Origin of the sequence: Micromonospora sp. AMSO31t, assembly GCF_008868175.1 — a bacterium.
In the GTDB taxonomy this organism is placed as follows: Bacteria; Actinomycetota; Actinomycetes; order Mycobacteriales; family Micromonosporaceae; genus Micromonospora.
The window spans coordinates 1-18,589 of sequence record NZ_WBKT01000112.1 but is presented as its reverse complement, the minus strand read 5'-3'; the positions used below and the strand labels follow the sequence as shown (position 1 = coordinate 18,589).

At 74.0% G+C, this 18,589-nt stretch carries 16 protein-coding genes; 10 read left to right on the top strand and 6 right to left on the bottom strand.

The features are described from left to right. Window positions 1–253: adenosylcobinamide amidohydrolase (locus F8274_RS21990; protein WP_192579930.1), on the bottom strand; the 253-nt coding region annotated here is incomplete at its 3' end. A 218-nt stretch (window positions 254–471) separates the two neighbouring features. Here F8274_RS21990 and F8274_RS21985 point away from each other — a divergent pair. Next, the gene (locus tag F8274_RS21985) at window positions 472–1,149 is read left to right on the top strand and encodes a Crp/Fnr family transcriptional regulator (protein WP_007073398.1); all 678 of its coding nucleotides are present in this window, start codon (window positions 472–474) and stop codon (window positions 1,147–1,149) included. Window positions 1,150–1,342: 193 nt separating this feature from the next. Continuing rightward, the gene (locus F8274_RS21980) at window positions 1,343–2,104 is read left to right on the top strand and encodes a metallophosphoesterase (protein ID WP_151464261.1); all 762 of its coding nucleotides are present in this window, start codon (window positions 1,343–1,345) and stop codon (window positions 2,102–2,104) included. 56 nt (window positions 2,105–2,160) lie between these two features. On the opposite strand, the gene F8274_RS21975 is transcribed toward F8274_RS21980, so the two are convergent. Together F8274_RS21975 and F8274_RS21970 are read right to left on the bottom strand one after the other, a co-directional pair. Continuing rightward, window positions 2,161–3,177, bottom strand: coding sequence for an acetamidase/formamidase family protein (locus F8274_RS21975; protein ID WP_225853911.1), 1,017 nt, complete (start codon window positions 3,175–3,177; stop codon window positions 2,161–2,163). Then, window positions 3,174–4,613, bottom strand: coding sequence for an APC family permease (locus tag F8274_RS21970; protein WP_151464260.1), 1,440 nt, complete (start codon window positions 4,611–4,613; stop codon window positions 3,174–3,176). Before F8274_RS21970 ends, F8274_RS21975 begins: the two co-directional genes overlap by 4 nt. A 148-nt stretch (window positions 4,614–4,761) precedes the next feature. On the opposite strand from F8274_RS21970, the gene F8274_RS21965 reads away from it, so the two are divergent. From F8274_RS21965 to F8274_RS21935, 7 genes are all read left to right on the top strand, one after another. Next, window positions 4,762–5,406, top strand: a complete 645-nt coding sequence (locus F8274_RS21965) for a TetR/AcrR family transcriptional regulator (RefSeq protein ID WP_151464259.1) — start codon at window positions 4,762–4,764, stop codon at window positions 5,404–5,406. A gap of 15 nt (window positions 5,407–5,421) precedes the next feature. Next, window positions 5,422–6,216, top strand: coding sequence for a TIGR03084 family metal-binding protein (locus tag F8274_RS21960; protein ID WP_151464258.1), 795 nt, complete (start codon window positions 5,422–5,424; stop codon window positions 6,214–6,216). Further along, window positions 6,213–7,895 (top strand): acyclic terpene utilization AtuA family protein, encoded by a 1,683-nt coding sequence (locus F8274_RS21955; RefSeq protein ID WP_225853910.1) that lies wholly within the window; start codon window positions 6,213–6,215, stop codon window positions 7,893–7,895. The genes F8274_RS21960 and F8274_RS21955 overlap by 4 nt, the downstream gene beginning before the upstream one ends. Beyond that, window positions 7,892–9,031, top strand: a complete 1,140-nt coding sequence (locus F8274_RS21950; protein ID WP_151464256.1) for an acyl-CoA dehydrogenase family protein — start codon at window positions 7,892–7,894, stop codon at window positions 9,029–9,031. Before F8274_RS21955 ends, F8274_RS21950 begins: the two co-directional genes overlap by 4 nt. Continuing rightward, entirely contained in the window at window positions 9,031–10,632 is a 1,602-nt protein-coding gene (locus F8274_RS21945) for an acyl-CoA carboxylase subunit beta (protein WP_151464255.1), read from the top strand. Before F8274_RS21950 ends, F8274_RS21945 begins: the two co-directional genes overlap by 1 nt. A 68-nt stretch (window positions 10,633–10,700) precedes the next feature. After that, window positions 10,701–12,734: a biotin carboxylase N-terminal domain-containing protein gene (locus F8274_RS21940; protein ID WP_151464254.1), complete on the top strand. Its 2,034-nt coding sequence runs from the start codon at window positions 10,701–10,703 to the stop codon at window positions 12,732–12,734. Continuing rightward, a complete protein-coding gene (locus F8274_RS21935; RefSeq protein ID WP_151464253.1) occupies window positions 12,731–13,921 on the top strand; it encodes an acyl-CoA dehydrogenase family protein in 1,191 nt (396 codons plus the stop codon). The genes F8274_RS21940 and F8274_RS21935 overlap by 4 nt, the downstream gene beginning before the upstream one ends. Before the next feature lie 112 nt (window positions 13,922–14,033). Here the strand turns inward: F8274_RS21935 and F8274_RS21930 are convergent, their stop codons facing one another. Beyond that, on the bottom strand, window positions 14,034–15,818 hold the full coding sequence (locus F8274_RS21930) for an alpha/beta hydrolase (RefSeq protein WP_151464252.1): 1,785 nt from the start codon (window positions 15,816–15,818) through the stop codon (window positions 14,034–14,036). Window positions 15,819–16,073: 255 nt separating this feature from the next. Between F8274_RS21930 and F8274_RS21925 the strand changes: the two genes are divergently transcribed. Beyond that, the gene (locus F8274_RS21925; RefSeq protein ID WP_151464251.1) at window positions 16,074–16,541 is read left to right on the top strand and encodes a hypothetical protein; all 468 of its coding nucleotides are present in this window, start codon (window positions 16,074–16,076) and stop codon (window positions 16,539–16,541) included. On the opposite strand, the gene F8274_RS21920 is transcribed toward F8274_RS21925, so the two are convergent. Further along, window positions 16,528–18,042 (bottom strand): serine/threonine-protein kinase, encoded by a 1,515-nt coding sequence (locus tag F8274_RS21920; RefSeq protein ID WP_151464250.1) that lies wholly within the window; start codon window positions 18,040–18,042, stop codon window positions 16,528–16,530. The two genes, F8274_RS21925 and F8274_RS21920, sit on opposite strands and share 14 nt — an antisense overlap. A 30-nt stretch (window positions 18,043–18,072) precedes the next feature. Continuing rightward, the gene (locus F8274_RS21915; RefSeq protein WP_151464249.1) at window positions 18,073–18,543 is read right to left on the bottom strand and encodes a hypothetical protein; all 471 of its coding nucleotides are present in this window, start codon (window positions 18,541–18,543) and stop codon (window positions 18,073–18,075) included. Window positions 18,544–18,589 lie beyond the last annotated feature (46 nt).

Here is an 18,589-nt window from a genome sequence, read left to right as displayed (position 1 = left end):
CGACGCCGGTCAGCAGCCCGACGCCGGGCCCGGCCAGGCCGAGCCCGTCGGCCAGCTCGGCCAGGTGCGCGGCCGGGTCCTCCCGGTCGTACGACATGGGCACGGTCGCGTTGACCACCCACCCGCGCACGCCGATCCCCCCGCCCAGCGGGGCGGAGCCGACCGCCAGCAGCGGCGCCTCGGCCCGCCAGACCAGCAGCGGGATGTCCGACCCGTCCTCGGGCCGGCTGGTCAGGAACGGCTCGCTCAGCACGTCGGTCACCCTACGATCACAGGTGGGGGCGGGTGGCGCCCACCCGCACGGAGGCGGGATCCTAATCGTTGACCGGGTCGGGCAGGTTACGCCCAACGATCAAGATTCCAGGGGTGCACCTCTGATTCGCGCTCATGTGCGCCTAGACTGGCGGCGCGCGAGGGATCAGCGGACGGCGGACCCGGCCGACGGACGGCACGCGCAAGCGGAGGTGCGCGATGGATGAGGTACTGGCCCGCAGCGGGATCTTCCAGGGTGTCGACCCGGAGGCTGCCGAGGCGCTCGCCAAGGAGATGGAGACGATCGAGGTCCGCAAGGGCGAGGTCGTCTTCAACGAGGGCGAGCCCGGCGACAGTCTCTACATCCTCCTGTCCGGCAAGATCAAGGTGGGTCGCCGCGCGGCGGACGGCCGGCAGAACCTGATCGCCGTGATGGGCCCGTCGGACATGGTCGGTGAGCTGTCGCTCTTCGACCCCGGCCCGCGTACGGCGACGGCCACGGCGGTCACCGACACCCGGCTGGTCCGGCTGCGCAAGCAGGCCCTGCGGCCCTGGCTGAACAACCGGCCCGAGATCGCCGAGCAGCTGCTGCGGGTGCTGGCCCGCCGGCTGCGCCGGACCAACGACTCGCTGGCCGACCTGATCTTCACCGACGTGCCCGGGCGGGTCGCCAAGAACCTGCTCCAGATGGCCGGCCGGTTCGGCACCCGCGACGGCGGCGTGCTGCGGGTGACCCACGACCTGACCCAGGAGGAGATCGCCCAGCTCGTCGGCGCCTCCCGGGAGACCGTCAACAAGGCCCTGGCCGACTTCGCCTCGCGCGGCTGGCTGCGGCTCGACGGCAAGAGCATTATTATCCTCGACCCGGAGCGCCTGGCCCGCCGCGCGCGGGTCTGACACCTCCGCCGGCGTCCCGGCCCGTGCCCGCCTCCGCGGGCCCGGGCCGGTTCCGTCTTCCCGGCGCGGTGGGTCCGCGATCCGGACCGGTTCCGGCTGCCCGGCGCGGCGGGTCCGCGATCCGCGCCGGTTCCGTCTCTGCCGGCCGCAGAATTCCTGGACCGGTCGGCCCGCCACGGCGGAGGCTGGGCCGATGATCGAGCGGGTAGCTGTTCTCTCCGACATCCACGGCGTGCTGCCGGCGCTGGAGGCCGTCCTGGCGGAGCCGGACGTGGCCGCCGCCGACCTGATCGTGCTCACCGGGGACATCGCGGCCGGCCCGCAGCCGGTCGAGGTGCTCGACCTGCTCGCCTCACTCGGCGACCGGGCCTGCTGGGTCGGCGGCAACGCCGACCGCGAACTGGTCGAGGCGCGGGCCGGGCGGCCGGCCGGGATCGAGGTGTCCGAGTGGGCCGCCACCCAGCTCCGCGACGACCAGGTGGCCCGGCTCGCCGCGCTCCCGCCGACCGTCACGCTGCCGGTCGCCGGCCTGGGCGACGTGCTCTTCTGCCACGCCACGCCCCGGGACGACGAGGAGGTGGTGCTGGTCGACTCCCGGCTGGAACGCTGGGCCGAGGTCTTCGCCGGGCTGCCGGCCGTGGTGGGCACGGTGGTCTGCGGCCACACCCACATGCCGTTCACCCGGCTGGTCGACCGCCGCCTCGTGGTCAACCCGGGCAGCATCGGCATGCCGTACGGGGGCGCGGGTGCCTGGTGGGCGCTGCTCGGGCCGGGCGTGCAGCTGCGCCGGACCGGCTTCGACGTGGACGCCGCCTGCGCCCGGGTGGCCGCCGAGTCGGGCTTCCCGGACGCCGCGGCCTGGGCCGACGAGTACCTGCGCTCCCGCCACTCGGATGCGGACGCCCTCGCCGTCTTCGGCCCGCGCGACGGCCGCGCGACAGCACGAGGTTTGTGAATACATTTCGACGGCGGCGGAACCGGCCGGGTGCGGACCCGGCCGGCCCCGGAAGGTCAGCGGTGGGTCAGGTAGTGGCGGGCCGTCTCGCGCAGCCGGGCGTGCACCCCGTCGTACGCGCCGACCCCACCCAGGTAGCGCTTGTCGACCTTCGCCACCATCGTGTAGTTCGTGTCGCACACGTTGCCGACCGGCGCCTCACCGGCCTGGCTGACCAGCTGGTACGCGTCGAGCTGGTCCAGCCCCACCAGCTCGGCGGTCCAGGTGACCAGGTCGTGCTGGCTGATCCGGTAGGCGTCCTCCAGCGGGCGCGCCGAGCCGGTGGACAGGAGCGCGTCGTCCGACTCCAGCCGCGGCCACGGGGTGCCGACCCCCTTGACGACGTCCACGACGACCGTGGTGTTCATGGCCGCCTCGATGCCGGTGCCGCAGACCTCGCCGTGGCCCTGCCGGCAGTGCCCGTCCCCGAGGGCGAAGAGCGCTCCCGGCACGTTCACGCCGAAGTACGCGGTGACACCGGCTCGCAGCTCCGGGGTGTCCATGTTGCCGCCGTGCGCGTCCGGGGTGATCGTCATCCGGGCCTCGAAGGCGGCGGGTGCCACCCCGGCGGTGCCGTGCATCGGGTCCAGCGGCAGCGCCACGGTGTAGTCGCCCCGGCGGGCCCGGTACGTCGCCGTGCCGGCGGCCACGTCGACGTCGTACCGCCAGACCACCTCGTCGAGCGGGGGTTGCAGGGTCGCCGTGGTGTGGGTGCTGGTGAGCGCGCCGAAGTGCGGAAAGGTGGTGGACACCGCCCAGTCCCGGGCCGGCTCGATGGCGATGAAGTGCACGGCGAGGGTGTCGCCGGGCTCGGCCCCCTCGATGTGGATCGGCCCGGTCACCGGGTTGAGGTACGGGAACTGGCAGACCTGCGACGGCAGGTCGTCGGTGCCGCGGACTCGGCCGCCGAAGCAGTCCTCGGTGTACAGCTCGAGGATCGTGCCCGGGCGCACCCGGAGCACCGCCTCGCGCCCGCCGAAGGTGTAGGAGAGCTCGTCCGGCTCCGGCCGGTACTTCACCACGTCGGTGTTCACTGCGGCTCCTTCACCGGCTCGTCGGTGTTGTCGTGGGCGACGTCGACGAGCGCGGCCAGCTCGGGACGCCGGCCCGTCAGGTAGAAGGCCAGCAGGACCAGCAGCCCGACGCCCAACCAGACGAAGCCGAGCACCTGGGCGGCGACCTTGGCGTTGATGACGACGTAGAGCAGGATCAGGAACCCGATCACCGGCACCACGAGGTGCCGCAACCAGTCCCGGCTGCCGTTGCGCACGACGTAGTGGGTCACCACCGAGACGTGCAGCGCCAGGAACGCCGTCATGGCGCCGAAGTTGACAAGTGTGGACAGCAGCGAGATGCCGTCGTCCCGGCTGGCCATGTAGAGGCCGAGCGCCAGGGAGATGGCGGCGACCAGCAGGGTGGCGTTGGCCGGCACCTTGTGTTTCGGGTTGATCCGGGCGAGGAAGCGCGGCATCTGCCGGTCGCGGGCCATCGCGTACAGCAGGCGGGAGGTCGCGGCCTGCGCGACCAGGGAGTTGGCGAAGCCCCAGGCGATCGCGGTGGCCAGGGCGGTGAGCCCGGCCAGCCAGCCCCCGCCGGCCGCGCGGGCCGCGTCGTAGAACGCGGTTCCCTCGGGGTCGCCGTTGTCGAGCAGGCCGGGCGCGTCGGGCACCAGCAGGGCCGCGACCCACGTCTGTACGACGAACAGGGCACCCGCCAGCAGCAGCGCCGCGATCATGGCCCGGCCGATCTGCCGGGCCTCCTCGCGGCTCTCCTCGGCCAGCATGGAGATCCCGTCGAAGCCGAGGAAGGAGAGCACGGCGATCGACACCGCGCCGAAGACCAGCGGCCAGGAGAAGGTGTCCGCGTCGAACAGCGGCCGGAGCGAGAAGCCGGCACCCTTGCCCTGCGCCAGCGCCACCACGCCGACGACCAGGAAGATCGCGAGGATGACCAGCTCGGCGGCGAGCATCACCCGGTTGACCCGGGCCGTCAGCTGGATGCCGAAGTAGTTGACGACGGTGTTGAGCACGACGAAGGCGGCCAGCCATGCCCACACCGGCACGCCGGGCACGAGGGAGTGCATGGCCACGCTGGCCACCAGGTAGAGCAGGCCGGGCACGAGGACGTAGTCGAGCAGGATCACCCAGCCGGCGAGGAAGCCGACGGGCGGTGCGATGCCGCGGCCGGTGTAGCTGTAGACGGAGCCGGCCATGGGAAACGCGCGGACCATCTGCGCGTACGACGAGGCGGTGAACATCATCGCCACCATGCCGATGAGGTAGGCCAGCGCGACCATGCCGCCGGACCCGGAGTACACGCTGCCGAAGATGCCGAAGGGCGCGATCGGCACCATGAAGATCAGGCCGTAGATGAGCAGGTCGCTGAAGCTGAGGGTCCGGTTGAGTTCCTGCCGGTAGCCGAACCGTTCGACCTGGACGGCTGCCTCGGATGGGTCGGGAGGTTGAGTCACGGCACGCCTCCTTGATCTGGTGAGGCGCACGTTAGTCCAGCCATCGACGGACAGCTAGATCTACACGCATGGATTGTATACACCGCTCGGTCACGACCCAGAAAAAGTCAGGCTTGACTGTTTGTTTCGAGGGCGGCACGCTGTCCCCGTGCCCACCGCATCGACCCGCGTCCCTCAACAGGAGCGCAGCCGCGCCACCCAGGCCCGGCTGCTGGAGGCGACCGTCGAGTGCCTGGTGGAGCACGGCTGGTCCGGCACGACGACGACCGTGGTGGCGGCCCGGGCGGGCGTCTCCCGGGGCGCCCAGCTGCACCACTACCCGACCAGGGCGGCCCTGGTGACGGCCGCCGTCACCCACCTCACCGAGCGCCGGGCCGTGGAGCTGCGCACCGAGGCCGCGGCGCTGCCGGCCGGCCCGCGGCGCCTCGACGGGGTGGTCGACCTGCTCGCCGCCGCCTTCACCGGGCCGCTCTTCGTCGCGGCGCTGGAACTGTGGGTGGCCGCCCGCACCGACGCCGAGCTGCGCGACGCCCTGGTCCCCCTCGAAGCCCGGGTCGGCCGGGAGATGCACCGGCTGACCGTCGAGCTGCTCGGCGTGGACGAGCGGCGACCCGGCGTCCGCGAGGCGGTGCAGGCCACCCTCGACCTGCTCCGCGGCCTCGGCGTGGCCAACCTGCTCAGCGACGACTCGACCCGCCGCGCCGCCCTGCTGCACACCTGGAAGCGCCAGCTCGCCGCCCTGCTCACCCCCGACGCCGGAGCGCCGACGCCCGGGAGCGCACGGCCGCATTGATCCCCCGGAGGCACCATGGTCGACCTGACAGCCCTGCTCGCGGACCTGGCCGCCGAGTCCGAGCAGCTCGACGCCCTCGTCGCGCCGCTGCCGCCGGAAGCCTGGGAGCGGCCGACCCCGGCGCCCGGGTGGAGCATCGCCCACCAGATCGCCCACCTGGCCTGGACCGACCACGTCGCCCACCTCGCGGCGACCGACGCGGCGGCGTTCTTCGCCTCGGTCACCTCCGCCCCGGACCCGTCCCGGCTGGTCGACGACGGCGCCGCGTCGTTCCTCGCCCCGGCCGCCGCGCTGCTGGCGCGCTGGCGGGCGGGCCGGGCCGCGCTCGCGACGGCGCTGGCCGCCGTCCCGGCCGGGGAGAAGCTGCCCTGGTACGGCACCCGGATGTCGCCCACCTCGATGGCGACCGCCCGGCTCATGGAGACCTGGGCGCACGGCGAGGACGTGGCCGACGCGCTGGGCGTCCGACGTGCTCCGACGGCCCGGCTCCGGCACGTGGCGCACCTGGGCTTCCGTACCCTCGGGCACAGCTTCGCGGCCCACGGCCGCGCGGTGCCGACGGCGCCGGTCCGCGTCGAGCTTGCCGCCACCGACGGTGACACCTGGGCCTTCGGGCCGGCGGACGCGGCCGACCGGGTCACCGGCGCGGCGCTCGACTTCTGCCTGCTGGTCACCCAGCGGCGGCACCGCGCGGATCTGGCGCTGGAGGCCACCGGGCCGGTCGCCGACGAATGGCTGGACGTGGCCCAGGCGTTCGCGGGGCCGCCCGGCGGCAAGCGGGAGGCGGCGGGCAGCGAGGTGGCCCGGTGACCGTGCTGCGGGTCGGCAACGCCTCCGGCTTCTACGGCGACCGCCTCACCGCCTGGCGGGAGATGCTCGACGGCGGCGAGCTGGACGTGCTCACCGGCGACTACATGGCCGAGCTGACCATGCTGATCCTCGGCCGGGACCGGATGCGCGACCCCTCGCTTGGCTACGCGAAGACGTTCCTGCGCCAGCTGGAGGGCACCCTCGGCACCGCGCTGGAGCGCGGGGTCCGGCTGGTCACCAACGCCGGCGGGCTCAACCCGGCGGGGCTGGCCGCCGCGATCGGCGCGCTCGCCGACCGGCTCGGCCTCACCGTCCGGACCGGGTACGTCGAGGGCGACGCCCTGGCCCGGCCGGACGCGCTGACCGCGAACGCGTACCTGGGGGCGTTCGGGATCGCGGCCTGCCTCGACGCCGGGGCCGACGTGGTGGTCACCGGGCGGGTGAGTGACGCCTCGCTGGCGGTCGGCCCGGCCATCGCCCGCTTCGGCTGGACCCGGGACGACCTTGACGAGCTGGCCGGGGCCACCGTCGCCGGGCACCTCATCGAGTGCGGGGCGCAGGTCACGGGCGGGAACTTCAGCTTCTTCACCGAGCTGCCCGACGGCGGGCACCGGCCCGGCTTCCCCCTCGCCGAGATCCACGCCGACGGCTCGTCGGTGCTCACCAAGCACCCCGGCACGGGCGGTGCGGTCACCGTCGAGACGGTCACGGCCCAACTGCTGTACGAGGTGGGCGGGCCGGCCTACCTGGGGCCGGACGTGGTGACCCGCCTGGACACTGTGGAACTGGCGCAGGAGGGGCCGGACCGGGTGCGGGTCTCCGGGGTCCGCGGCACACCCCCGCCGGACACCCTCAAGGTGGGCGTCAACAACCTGGGCGGCTTCCGCAACTCGATGACGTTCGTGCTCTGCGGGCTGGACATCCCGGCCAAGGCGGCCCTGGTCCGGGGTCAGCTGGAGGAGGCGGTCGGCAAGGAGGGGCTGGAGTTCACGCTCGCCCGGACCGACCACCCGGACGCCACCGACACCGAGGCGGCGAGCGCGCTGTTGCACGTACACCTGCGGGACGGTGATAAGGCGCGGGCCGGGCGGGCCTTCTCGGCGGCCGCGGTGGAGCTGGCGCTGGCCTCCTATCCGGGCTGCACCCTGACCACGCTGCCCGGCGACGCCACCCCGTACGGGGTGTTCACCGCCGAGGCCGTGCCCCAGGACGCGGTGGCGCACGTGGCCGTGCTGCCGGACGGCGTCCGGGTGCCGATCGCTCCGCCGGCGCGGACGGCGGCACCTTCCGTGGGCGAGCAGACCCCGGGCGGGCGGCCCGGCCACACCGGGCCGACCCGCCGGGCGCCGCTGGGCGAGCTGGTCGGTGCGCGGTCGGGAGACAAGGGTGGGGACGCCAACCTCGGCGTCTGGGCCCGGTCGGACGCCGGCTGGGCCTGGCTGCGCGGCTGGTTGACCGTGGCGCGGCTGGCCGAGCTGCTGCCGGAGACCGCCCCGCTGACCGTCGAGCGGTACGAGCTGCCGAACCTGCGCGCCGTCAACTTCGTGATCCGGGGGCTGCTGGGCCAGGGGGTGGCCGCCTCCACCCGCTTCGACCCGCAGGCCAAGGCGCTCGGCGAGCTGCTCCGCTCCCGGCTCGTCGACCTGCCCGCCGACCTCACCCCGGGGGTGCCGTCGTGACCATGGTGGACACTCCCGAGCGGCGGCAGCTCCGCGAGTTGACCCGGGCCTTCGTGACGAAGGAGGTCCTGCCCCACCTGGACGACTGGGAGCGGGCCGGCGAGGTGCCCCGCTCCCTGCACGAGACCGCCGCGAAGATCGGGCTGCTCGGCATCGGCTTCCCCGAGTCGGTCGGCGGCAGCGGCGGCGACCTGCTCGACTCGCTCCTGGTCACCGAGGAGATCATCCGCTCGGGCGGCTCGTCCGGGCTGATCGCCGCGCTCTTCACCCACGGCATCGCGCTGCCGCACATGGTCGCGTCGCACGACGACGGCCTCATCGAGCGATACGTGCGGCCCACGCTGGCCGGCACGATGATCGGCGCGCTGGCGATCACCGAGCCGGACGGCGGCTCCGACGTGGCGGGCATCCGCACCTGCGCGCGGCGGGACGGCGACCACTACGTGGTGAACGGATCGAAGACGTACATCACCAGCGGCGCGCGGTCCGACTTCGTGACCACGGCCGTCTGCACCGATTTCCCCGGCTCCGGCTCGCTGAGCCTGCTCGTGATCGAGAAGGGCCTGCCCGGGTTCACCGTCGGCCGGCGGCTGGAGAAGCTGGGCTGGCACTGCTCGGACACCGCCGAACTCTCCTTCGTCGACGTCCGGGTGCCGGTGACGAACCGGGTCGGCCCGGAGGACACCGGCTTCCTGGCGATCATGCAGCAGTTCGCCACCGAGCGGCTGTCCCTGGCCACCCAGGCCTACGCCACCGCGCAGCGCTGCGTGGAGCTGGCCACCCGCTGGTGCCGGGACCGGTCCACCTTCGGCCGCCCGCTGGCCAGCCGGCAGCTCGTCCGGCACCGGCTCGCCGAGATGCACACCCGCGCCGAGGCGGCCCGGGCGTACGTGCACGACGTGGCCGAGCGGGTGGTCGCCGGCCAGCCCGTGGTGACCGAGGTGGCGATGGCGAAGAACGTCGCCGTGGCCGCCTGCGACGCCGTCGTCGACGCGGCGCTGCAACTGCACGGGGGCTTCGGCTACCTGCGCGACGCCGAGGTGGAACGGCACTACCGCGACGCCCGGATCCTGGGCATCGGCGGCGGCACGACGGAGATCATGAACGAGATCATCGCGAAGGGCATGGGCCTTTGATGACCACACTCGACAGCGGGCTCGACCCGTCCTCGCCGGCCCACCGGGCCAACCGGGAGGCGCTGCTGGACCGCCTCGCCGAGCTGGAGGCCGCGCTCGACCAGGCCCGGGCCGGTGGCGGCGAGAAGTACGTGACCCGCCACCACAGGCGGGGCAAGCTCCTCCCCCGGGAGCGGATCGAGCTGCTGCTGGACCAGGACAGCCCGTTCCTGGAGCTGTCGCCGGTGGCCGCGTACGGCACCGACTTCCCGGTCGGGGCCAGCACGGTCACCGGCATCGGGGTGGTCGAGGGCGTGGAGTGCCTGGTCGTCGCCAACGACCCGACGGTACGCGGCGGCGCCGTGAACCCCTGGGCGCTCGCCAAGACCCGCCGGGCCGGCGAGATCGCCCTGGCCAACCGGCTGCCCATGGTCAACCTGGTGGAGAGCGCCGGTGCGGACCTGCCCACCCAGGCCGAGATCTTCATCCCGGGCGGCCGGGTGTTCCGCGACCTGACCCGGCTCTCCGCGGCGAAGATCCCCACGGTCAGCGTGGTGTTCGGCAACGCCACCGCGGGTGGCGCGTACGTGCCGGGCATGTCGGACTACACGATCATGATCCGGGACCGGTCGCAGGTCTACCTGGCCGGGCCGCCGCTGGTGAAGATGGCCACCGGCGAGGTCACCGACGACGAGTCGCTGGGCGGGGCGGTCATGCACTCGGCGACGTCCGGCCTGGCCGACTTCCTGGCCGAGGACGAGCGGGACGGCATCCGGCTGGCCCGGCAGTGCGTACGCCGGCTCAACTGGCGCAAGCAGGGTCCCGCGCCGCGCAACCCGTTCCCCTCGCCACCCAAGTACGACCCCGACGAGCTGCTCGGCATCGCCAGCGCCGACCTCAAGGTGCCGTTCGACCCGCGCGACGTGCTGGCGCGGGTCCTGGACGGCAGCGAGTTCGACGAGTTCAAGCCCGCCTACGGCACCGCCCTGGTCACCGGCTGGGGCGAGCTGCACGGGTACCCGGTGGGCGTGCTGGCCAACGCCCGGGGCGTGCTGTTCAGCGAGGAGGCGCAGAAGGCCGCCCAGTTCATCCAGCTCGCCAACGCCGCCGACACCCCGCTGGTCTTCCTCCAGAACACCACCGGCTACATGGTCGGCACCGAGTACGAGCAGCGCGGCATCATCAAGCACGGCGCCCTGATGATCAACGCGGTGTCGAACTCGACGGTCCCGCACCTGACCGTCAACCTGGGCGCCTCCTACGGGGCCGGCAACTACGGCATGTGCGGCCGGGCGTACGAGCCGCGGTTCCTGTTCACCTGGCCGAACGCGAAGTCGGCCGTCATGGGGCCGGCGCAGCTCGCCGGGGTGCTCTCCATCGTCGCCCGGCAGGCCGCCGCCGCCCGGGGTCGCGACTACGACGAGGAGTCCGACGCCGCCATGCGGATGATGGTCGAGCAGCAGATCGAGTCCCAGTCCGGGGCGCTCTTCCTCTCCGGCCGGCTCTACGACGACGGGGTGATCGACCCCCGGGACACCCGTACCGTCCTCGGGCTCTGCCTGTCGGCGATCCACAACGGACCGGTGAAGGGCGCCGACGGCTTCGGCGTCTTCCGGATGTGACCGGTGAGCGCGAGGAACGCAGCGAAGCGGAGTCCCGCAGTCGCGAACGGAAGAAAGGCGCAGCGCCGATGATTACGAGACTGCTCGTGGCCAACCGGGGTGAGATCGCCCGCCGGGTCTTCGCCACCTGCCGCGCGCTCGGCGTGGAGACGGTCGCCGTGCACTCCGACGCGGACGCCGGCGCGCCCTTCGTGACCGAGGCCGACCAGGCCGTCCGGCTGCCCGGCAACACGCCGGCCGAGACGTACCTGCGGATCGACCTGGTCCTGGACGCGGCCCGCCGGGCCGGCGCGGACGCGGTCCACCCGGGTTACGGGTTCCTGGCCGAGAACGCCGAGTTCGCGGCCGCGGTCACCGACGCGGGGCTGACCTGGGTCGGCCCGCCGGCCAAGGCGATCGCCGCGATGGGCGACAAGATGGCGGCCAAGGCGCTGCTCGCCGACGCGGGCGTGCCGATGCTGCCCACCTGGACCGAGGCCGGCCAGGTGACCGGCTTCCCGGTGCTGGTGAAGGCCGCCGCGGGCGGCGGCGGCCGGGGCATGCGGGTGGTCCGCGACGCCGCCGGGCTCGCCGAGGCCGTCGCGGGCGCGCGCCGCGAGGCGGCCGCCGCGTTCGGCGACGGCACGGTCTTCATCGAGCGGTACGTCGAACGCGGCCGGCACGTCGAGGTACAGATCTTCGGCGACAGCCACGGCACGGTGGTGGCCCTCGGGGCGCGCGACTGCTCGATCCAGCGCCGGCACCAGAAGATCGTCGAGGAGGCGCCGGGCGTCCTGCCCCCGGGGGTGCGGGAGCGGCTGCACGAGGCGGCGGTGGCCGCCGGGCGGGCGGTCGACTACGTGGGCGCGGGCACCGTGGAGTTCCTCCTCGCCCCCGACGGGCAGGTCCACTTCCTGGAGATGAACACCCGCCTCCAGGTGGAGCACCCGGTCACCGAGCTGACCACCGGGCTGGATCTCGTCCGGCTGCAACTGCTCGTCGCCGAGGGCGAGCCGCTGCCGCTGAAGGCCACCCCGCCGGCCGACGGCCACGCCGTCGAGGTGCGGCTCTGCGCCGAGGACCCGGCCCAGGGTTTCCGCCCGGCCACCGGCACGCTGCACCGGTTCGCGATCCCGGGGGTGGCCGGCGAGTTCACCCGGACGAAGGGCCTGCGACTCGACTCCGGCGTGACCGACGGCTCCGCGGTCGGCGTCCACTACGACTCGATGCTGGCCAAGCTGGTCGCCTGGGCGCCCACCCGGGCCGAGGCGGTCCGCGCCCTCGCCGGCGCGCTGGCCCGGGCCGAGCTGCACGGCGTCGCCACCAACCGGGACCTGCTGGTCCGGGTGCTGCGCAGCCCCGAGTTCGGCGCCGTCGACATCGACACCGGCTTCCTGGACCGGCACCCCGAGGTCTTCGCCCCGCTGCTTCCCGCCGACCAGCTTCCCGTGGCCGCCCTCGCCGCCGCGCTGGCGGGCGCCGCCGGGCGCCGGGTGTCCGCGCCCCTGCTGGGCGGGCTGCCGTCGGGCTGGCGCAACGTGCCGGCGTTTCCGCAGGTCACCCGATTCACCGGGGCGGACGGCGGCGAGGTCGAGGTCCGGTACCGGCTCGACCGCACGGGTGCGCTCGCCGACTGGTCGGTCTCGCCGGCCCCGGCATCGACCGGCCCGGACGGGTCGGCGGCGGGCGGCGACACCACGTCCGGCGGCGACGCCTTCCCGGCCGTGACGGTGGTCGAGGCCGCCCCCGACCGCGTCGTGCTCGACGTCGACGGGGTGCGGCGGGCGTTCCGTGTACACCGGGTGGGGTCGGAGGTCTTCGTGGACGGCCCGGACGGGGCGGCGAGCCTCACCGAGCTGCCCCGCTTTCCCCTGCCCACCGCCGAGCTGGCGGCCGGGTCGCTGCTCGCGCCGCTGCCCGGGGCGGTGACCCGGGTGCACGTGGAGGTCGGCCAGCGGGTGAACGCCGGCGACCTGCTGCTGACCCTCGAAGCGATGAAGCTCGAACACCCCGTGCTCGCGCCGACCGACGGCGTGGTGGCGGAACTGCCCGTGTCGGCCGGCGGCCAGGTCGACACCGGGGCCGTGCTGGCCGTGGTCAACTCCGAGGAGGACCCGCGATGAACTTCGACCTCACCCCCGAGCAGGACCAGCTCCGCGACGCCGTCCGGGCGCTCGGGCGGAAGTACGGCCACGGCTACTTCGTCGAGAAGGCCCGGGCCGGCACGCACACCACCGAGCTCTGGCAGGAGGCCGGGCGGCTCGGCTACCTGGGCGTCAACATCCCCACCGAGTACGGCGGCGGGGGCGGCGGCATCACCGAGCTGGCCATCGTCTGCGAGGAACTGGCCGCGGCGGGCTGCCCGCTGCTGCTGCTCGTGGTCTCGCCCGCCATCGCGGCCACCGTCATCGCCAGGCACGGCACCGACGAGCAGCGCAAGCGCCACCTGCCCGGCCTCGCCGACGGCTCACAGAAGATCGTCTTCGCGATCACCGAGCCGGAGGCCGGGTCGAACTTCCACCGGCTCGGCACGGTGGCCCGCCGCGACGGCGACGACTGGCTGCTCACCGGCCGCAAGTGCTACATCTCCGGTGTCGACGAGGCCGGGCACGTGCTGGTGGTGGCCCGGGTCGCCGTCGGAGACGGCAGTGCCGGCTCAGGGGATGCCGCTCCACAGAAGCTCAAGCCGGCGCTGTTCATCGTGCCGACCGACGCCCCCGGGCTGGAACGCTCCAAGCTGGACATGGAGATCCTCTCCCCGGAGAACCAGTTCCTGCTCTACCTGGACGACGTCCGGCTGCCCGGCGACGCGCTGGTCGGCGAATCCCTGGACGCCGGGCTGCCCGCGCTCTTCTCCGGCCTCAACCCCGAACGGATCACGGTCGCCGCGATGGGCGCCGGCACCGGCCGGTACGCCATCGAGCGGGCCAGCGAGTACACCGCCAAGCGGACGGTGTGGGGCGGGAAGAGCATCGGCTCGCACCAGGGGGTCGCCCACCCGCTCGCCCACGCAGCCGTGCAGGTGGAACTGGCCCGCCTGATGATCCACAAGGCGGCCACCCTCTACGACGCCGGCCGCGACCTGGAGGCCGGCGTCGCCGGCAACATGGCCAAGTACGCGGCCGGCGAGGCCGCGGCCCTCGCCGTGGACACCGCCGTCCAGGCGCTCGGCGGCGCCGGCATGACCACGGAGTACGGCGTGGCGACCCTGCTGGGCGCGGTCCGGGCCGGCCGGATCGCCCCGGTCAGCCGCGAGATGATCCTCAACTTCGTCGCCCAGCACGTGCTCGGCCAGGACAAGTCCTACTGAGCGCGCCGGGTGCCGTTGCCCGGCACCCCTCGTCAGGGCGCCGGGCCACCATCTCTGGCCGCGGCCCGGGGTACGGCGGGTGCCCGATCACCCGCCGCACCCCGGGGGTCCGTCAGCGAACGGTCAGCGTGCCGACCGCCGGCAGCGGCGCCACCACCGGCGGCAGCCGCTTCGGCTCGCCCCGACCGGGCGCACCGGCCCGGGCCAGGTCGCTCTTCGAGGCCTTCGCCCGGGTGGCCGCCGGCTCGTCCTGGAACGGCTGCGCGTCACCGGTGCAGAGCGTGCCCCTGGCGGGCAGCGTCCCCTGGAGCAGGTACGCGTCGACCGCGCCGGTCACGCACGCCGAGGTGCCATAGGCGGTGTGCCCCCAGCTGTCGCTGCTCAGCAGCCGGCTGTTCGGCAGCAGCCTGGCCGAGCTGACCGCGCCCTGGTAGTTGGTCGCCGGGTCCCAGTAGTTGCCGACCACCAGCACCGGGGCGGCGGTGGTCCGGTTGAACGGGCCGGTGAAGGCGTCCTCGTCCCGCACCGTCCAGGTGTTGCGGGCGCAGGGCGCGGTGCCCCAGGCCCAGGCCCGGCCGAAGTACGGCGCCCGCTTGTCCTCGCTGGCCGACAGCGCCGGCCAGGCGTCCGCGCTCTTCGGGTGGTACGCGTCGGTGCAGTCCACCGTCAGGAACGTCTCCAGCCCGTTGTCGTACGGGAAGTCGTAGCCCCGCTGCCGGCGGGCCTCGGCGGCGCGCTGTGCCACGGCGGTGCGCGCCTCCGCCCGGTCGGAGGCGGGAGCGGCCGGGTCGGTCAGCACCAGCAGCTCACCGGTGAGGTCCACGATGTACTGCCAGCCGCTCGGGTCGTAGAGGTTGCCGAGGGTGGCGCCGACGAAGTCGGCGTAGCTGACGGTGAACTGCCCGGCGTCGGGATCGTCCACCACCAGCGGCTTCTTGCGCAGCCGCTGCGCCACCGTCTCGTAGGCGTCGGCGGGGTCTCCAGCGGAGGCCAGCGCGCACTTCTCCGCGCCGGCCTTGGCGCAGCGGGCCAGAATCTCGTGCAGCGCGCGGTACGCGCCGTCGGCGCTGCGCAGCCGGGTCTCCTGGAGCTGGTTGCGGGCCTTGCCCTGCCCGATCCAGGCGTTGGGGTTGAGCACGCCGTCGACCACCAGGGTGCGGAACCGGTCCGGGAACATGTTGGCGTAGTACTGCCCCAGCGCCGTGCCGTAGCTGAAGCCCAGGTAGCTGAGTTTCTTGTCGCCGACCGCGCGGCGCAGCACGTCCATGTCGCGGGCCACCTCGGCGGTGGACGCCGCGCCGGTCAGGGGCTTGCCGGTGGTCGAGCAGCCCTTGCCGACCGCCTTCGACGCCGCGACGTACGCCTTCTCCTCGGCCTTCGTGAACGGGAAGGCGACGTTCAGCCCGGCGTACGCCCGGGTCTGGTCCTTCACCGACGGGAAGCACTTGACGTTGTCGCTGGCGGCGATCCCGCGCGGGTCGACGCCGACGATGTCGAACCGGTCGAGCAGGTCGTCGCCGAGGAAGTACGGTGCGGCGAGCGCGATGCTGGTGCCGGAGCCGCCCGGGCCACCCGGGTTGAGGAACAGGCTGCCGATCCGGTGCTGCTGGTCACGGGCCTTGACCCGGAGCAGCGCGACCTCGGTGGTGGCGCCCTTCGGGTTGTCGTAGTCCAGCGGGAGCCGCATCGTGGCGCACTCGGCGTAGTCGTAGCAGGCGTACCAGTCGAGCTTCGGCGTGGGCACGCGGTCGACCCGGCGCGCCTCGGCGGCGCTGGTCCGGTCGTACGCCGGCGGCTGCGGCGTCGCGGCCGCGGCCGCGGCGGGCCAGACCGCCGATCCGGCGAGGACGAGGCCGGCGATCCCTGTTGCGGTGAGGGACCGGATTGCACGTGGCATGTGGCTGCCTTCCGGTGGGGAACGGGGTCCGTCGAGGAGACCTCGACACCCGTCACTTTAGGGATCACGGCCAACCGGAGCCGCCCGTCAAACGCGGACGGAAGCGACAGATTGCCGATTGATGTAACGAAATTGTATTGATCGACGCTTTCGTCGCTCTCCGGAGTGGAGGCTGGCCGGCTCCGCGAACGCCGTCGGGGGAAGCCGTACCGGTCCGGCGGTTGACAGCGCGACGCCCTGGGCCATGCTTGTCGGGTGAGTTCGTTCCCGAAGCCCGATGCGCGGGTCAAGGCCGTCGTCGCGTCGGTGGCGGCGGTGGCGGCGCTGGTGACGCTGGTGGTGTGGCGCCCGGCGGGCATCCTGTCGGTCGTGCTGGCCCTGGTCTGCGTCCTGCTCGGCATGATCGCCGGGGTGACGGTCACCGCCGCCCGGCAGGCTCCGCCCCGCGCCGACGCGCCCACCGACGGGTGGCCGGCCCCCACCGCCTACGGGGTGGACGCCGACACCCTGGAGGCGATCGACCCCCGGGCGGTCCGGCAGCTCCGCACGCCGGGCGGCGGCTACGCGGGCGACGCCGACACGTTGGAGGCGCTCGACCCGCGGGCGGTCCGGGACCTGCGGGCGTCCGGCGGCGGCTACGCGGGCGACGCCGACACCCTGGCTGCCCTCGACCCGCGGGCGGTGCGGCAGCAGCGGACGGCGAACGGGGTCAGCGACCGGTGAGCGTCGGCACGGCCAGCGCGTCCACGCCCCGCCCCGCCAGGCACCGGTAGGTGCGGTCCGTGCCGGCCGGCGGCAGCACCTCGAGGTTCCAGCCGGTCACCTGCCGGACGCCGCTGGCCAGCTGGAACGTGCTCACGCTGCACACCTGCTGGACGGCCGGGTCGGCGACCACCGCGTCGTGGCCCGCACCGACCAGCGCGGCCGGCAGGTCACCCTCGGCGTAGGTCTCCCACGTGTGCCGGCCGTCGCAGGGCACCCGCGTGGCCTCGGCCCGGTCGCGACGCAGCCGCACCGGGCCGTAACACTCCAGTTCGGACGCACAGTGGGCACCGGTCGGGAGGCGGACGTCGCCCGCCGCGCAACCGGGCGGCACCCGCGCCCCGGACGGCTCCACCGCCTCGCTGGCCACCGGCGTCGGCGACACCACGGCCGGCGCGCCGTCGGCCAGCCAGGCGCCCGCCCCGGCCGAGGCGGCGAGCGCGAGCACCCCCGCCCCGCCGAGGAACCAGCGTCGCGGCCAGCGCCGGCCACGGGTCGGCACGGTCGGATGGTCGTCCTCGGCCGGCGGGCGCGGGCTCGGCTGGCCGGCGCGGGCCAGCGGATGGCCCCCGGTGGTCGGGCCGCCGCTCACCGGAGCCCCCGGATAGGGCGCGCCGCTCACCGGCGTGGCACCCGGGTCCAGCGGGAGCGTGGCGAGCATGCCACGCAGCTCGACGGCGGACGGCCGGTCACCCGGGTCGTTGGCCATGCCCAGCCGCAGCACGTCGATCAGCTCGTCGGGCACCCCGGGCAGGCCGGGGATCGGCTGCTGGAACATCTCCAGCACGGTGACCAGGCTCGGGTTGCGCTCGGACTGCCAGCGCGGCGGCCGGCCGTGCATCACCGCGTAGAGGGTGGCGCAGAGCGCGTAGACGTCGACGGCCGGGCTGGGCGGGCTGTGGCTGAACATCTCCGGCGGCGCGTAGGCCGGGGTGAGCACCTCCAGGGTGACCGAGGCGTCGCGCACCTCGGCCAGCACCGCCAGCCCGAAGTCGGCCAGCACCGCCGAGTTGAAGTGCGAGTAGAGGATGTTGGCCGGCTTGACGTCGCGGTGCAGCACCCCGGCCGCGTGCGAGTGGGCCAGCGCGTCGGCGATCTTCACACCGAGGTCGCGCGCCTCGACCGCGCCCAACGGGCACCGGCGCATCCGCTCCGCGTACGAGCCGTCGCAGAGCTCCATGATCAGGTAGGGGTGCTGGTCGACGGTGACCCCGACGTCGAAGAGGTCCACCACGTGCGGGTGGGAGGACATCTTGCCGGCGGCCCGCGCCTCGCGCAGGAAGCGCGCCTGGTCCCGCTCGCTGTCCAGCGTGCGGTTCTCCACCTTGACCGCGACCTCGCGCCCCACCGAGATCTGGGTGGCCCGGTAGACGGTGGCGTAGCCGCCCCGGGCGAAGACCTCCAGGTCGGTCAGACCGGGCACGATGGGCAGCCGCAGGGCGCCGGGCGGGGTCTCGGTCACGACTCGAAAATACCCAACGGTCCCGGTCGCTCAGCGCACCGCGTCGGTCGCCGGAACCGGAGCGGTGTCGTCGGCCGCGGCCGGCTCGCCCGGCCCGGCGGCCGCCCGCCGGGCGTCCCACCACAGGCCGACGGCGGTCGCGACCGCACCCAGGCCCTCCCAGGCCGCCACCCCGAAGAACCGGTCCGGGGCGACGTCGGACAGCACCGCGATGCTGAAGACGGTGAACGTGACCAGCCGGAACCAGACGGTGAAGCGGTAGAACGGCCGCCACTCGGTGGCCACCGCCAGCAGGTAGTAGACCCCCATGTTGAACGAGGCCATCGAGGACGCCGTGAGGAACGTGCCGGTGTAGTCGCCCGGGGCGCGCTCGGCGGGCACCTCGAAGCCGAGCAGGCGGAGCTGCGCCTCCGGCCAGATCAGCCCCAGCGCGCCGAGCAGCAGCGCCAGAAGCCCGAAGACCGCGATCGTCCAGCCGGCGCCGGAGCGCGGCAGCCTCATCGTCCCTCCCCAACCGTGGCCGCCGGCGTGGACGGCCCCTCACCCC

What these genes read in the sequence shown, in the direction of transcription:
- F8274_RS21930 (WP_151464252.1), bottom strand. Translation starts at nt 15,818, where the DNA reads ATGCCACGTGCAATCCGGTCCCTCACCGCAACAGGGATCGCCGGCCTC.
- F8274_RS21980 (WP_151464261.1), top strand. Translation starts at nt 1,343, where the DNA reads ATGATCGAGCGGGTAGCTGTTCTCTCCGACATCCACGGCGTGCTGCCG.
- F8274_RS21915 (WP_151464249.1), bottom strand. Translation starts at nt 18,543, where the DNA reads ATGAGGCTGCCGCGCTCCGGCGCCGGCTGGACGATCGCGGTCTTCGGG.
- F8274_RS21985 (WP_007073398.1), top strand. Translation starts at nt 472, where the DNA reads ATGGATGAGGTACTGGCCCGCAGCGGGATCTTCCAGGGTGTCGACCCG.
- F8274_RS21960 (WP_151464258.1), top strand. Translation starts at nt 5,422, where the DNA reads ATGGTCGACCTGACAGCCCTGCTCGCGGACCTGGCCGCCGAGTCCGAG.
- F8274_RS21935 (WP_151464253.1), top strand. Translation starts at nt 12,731, where the DNA reads ATGAACTTCGACCTCACCCCCGAGCAGGACCAGCTCCGCGACGCCGTC.
- F8274_RS21945 (WP_151464255.1), top strand. Translation starts at nt 9,031, where the DNA reads ATGACCACACTCGACAGCGGGCTCGACCCGTCCTCGCCGGCCCACCGG.
- F8274_RS21940 (WP_151464254.1), top strand. Translation starts at nt 10,701, where the DNA reads ATGATTACGAGACTGCTCGTGGCCAACCGGGGTGAGATCGCCCGCCGG.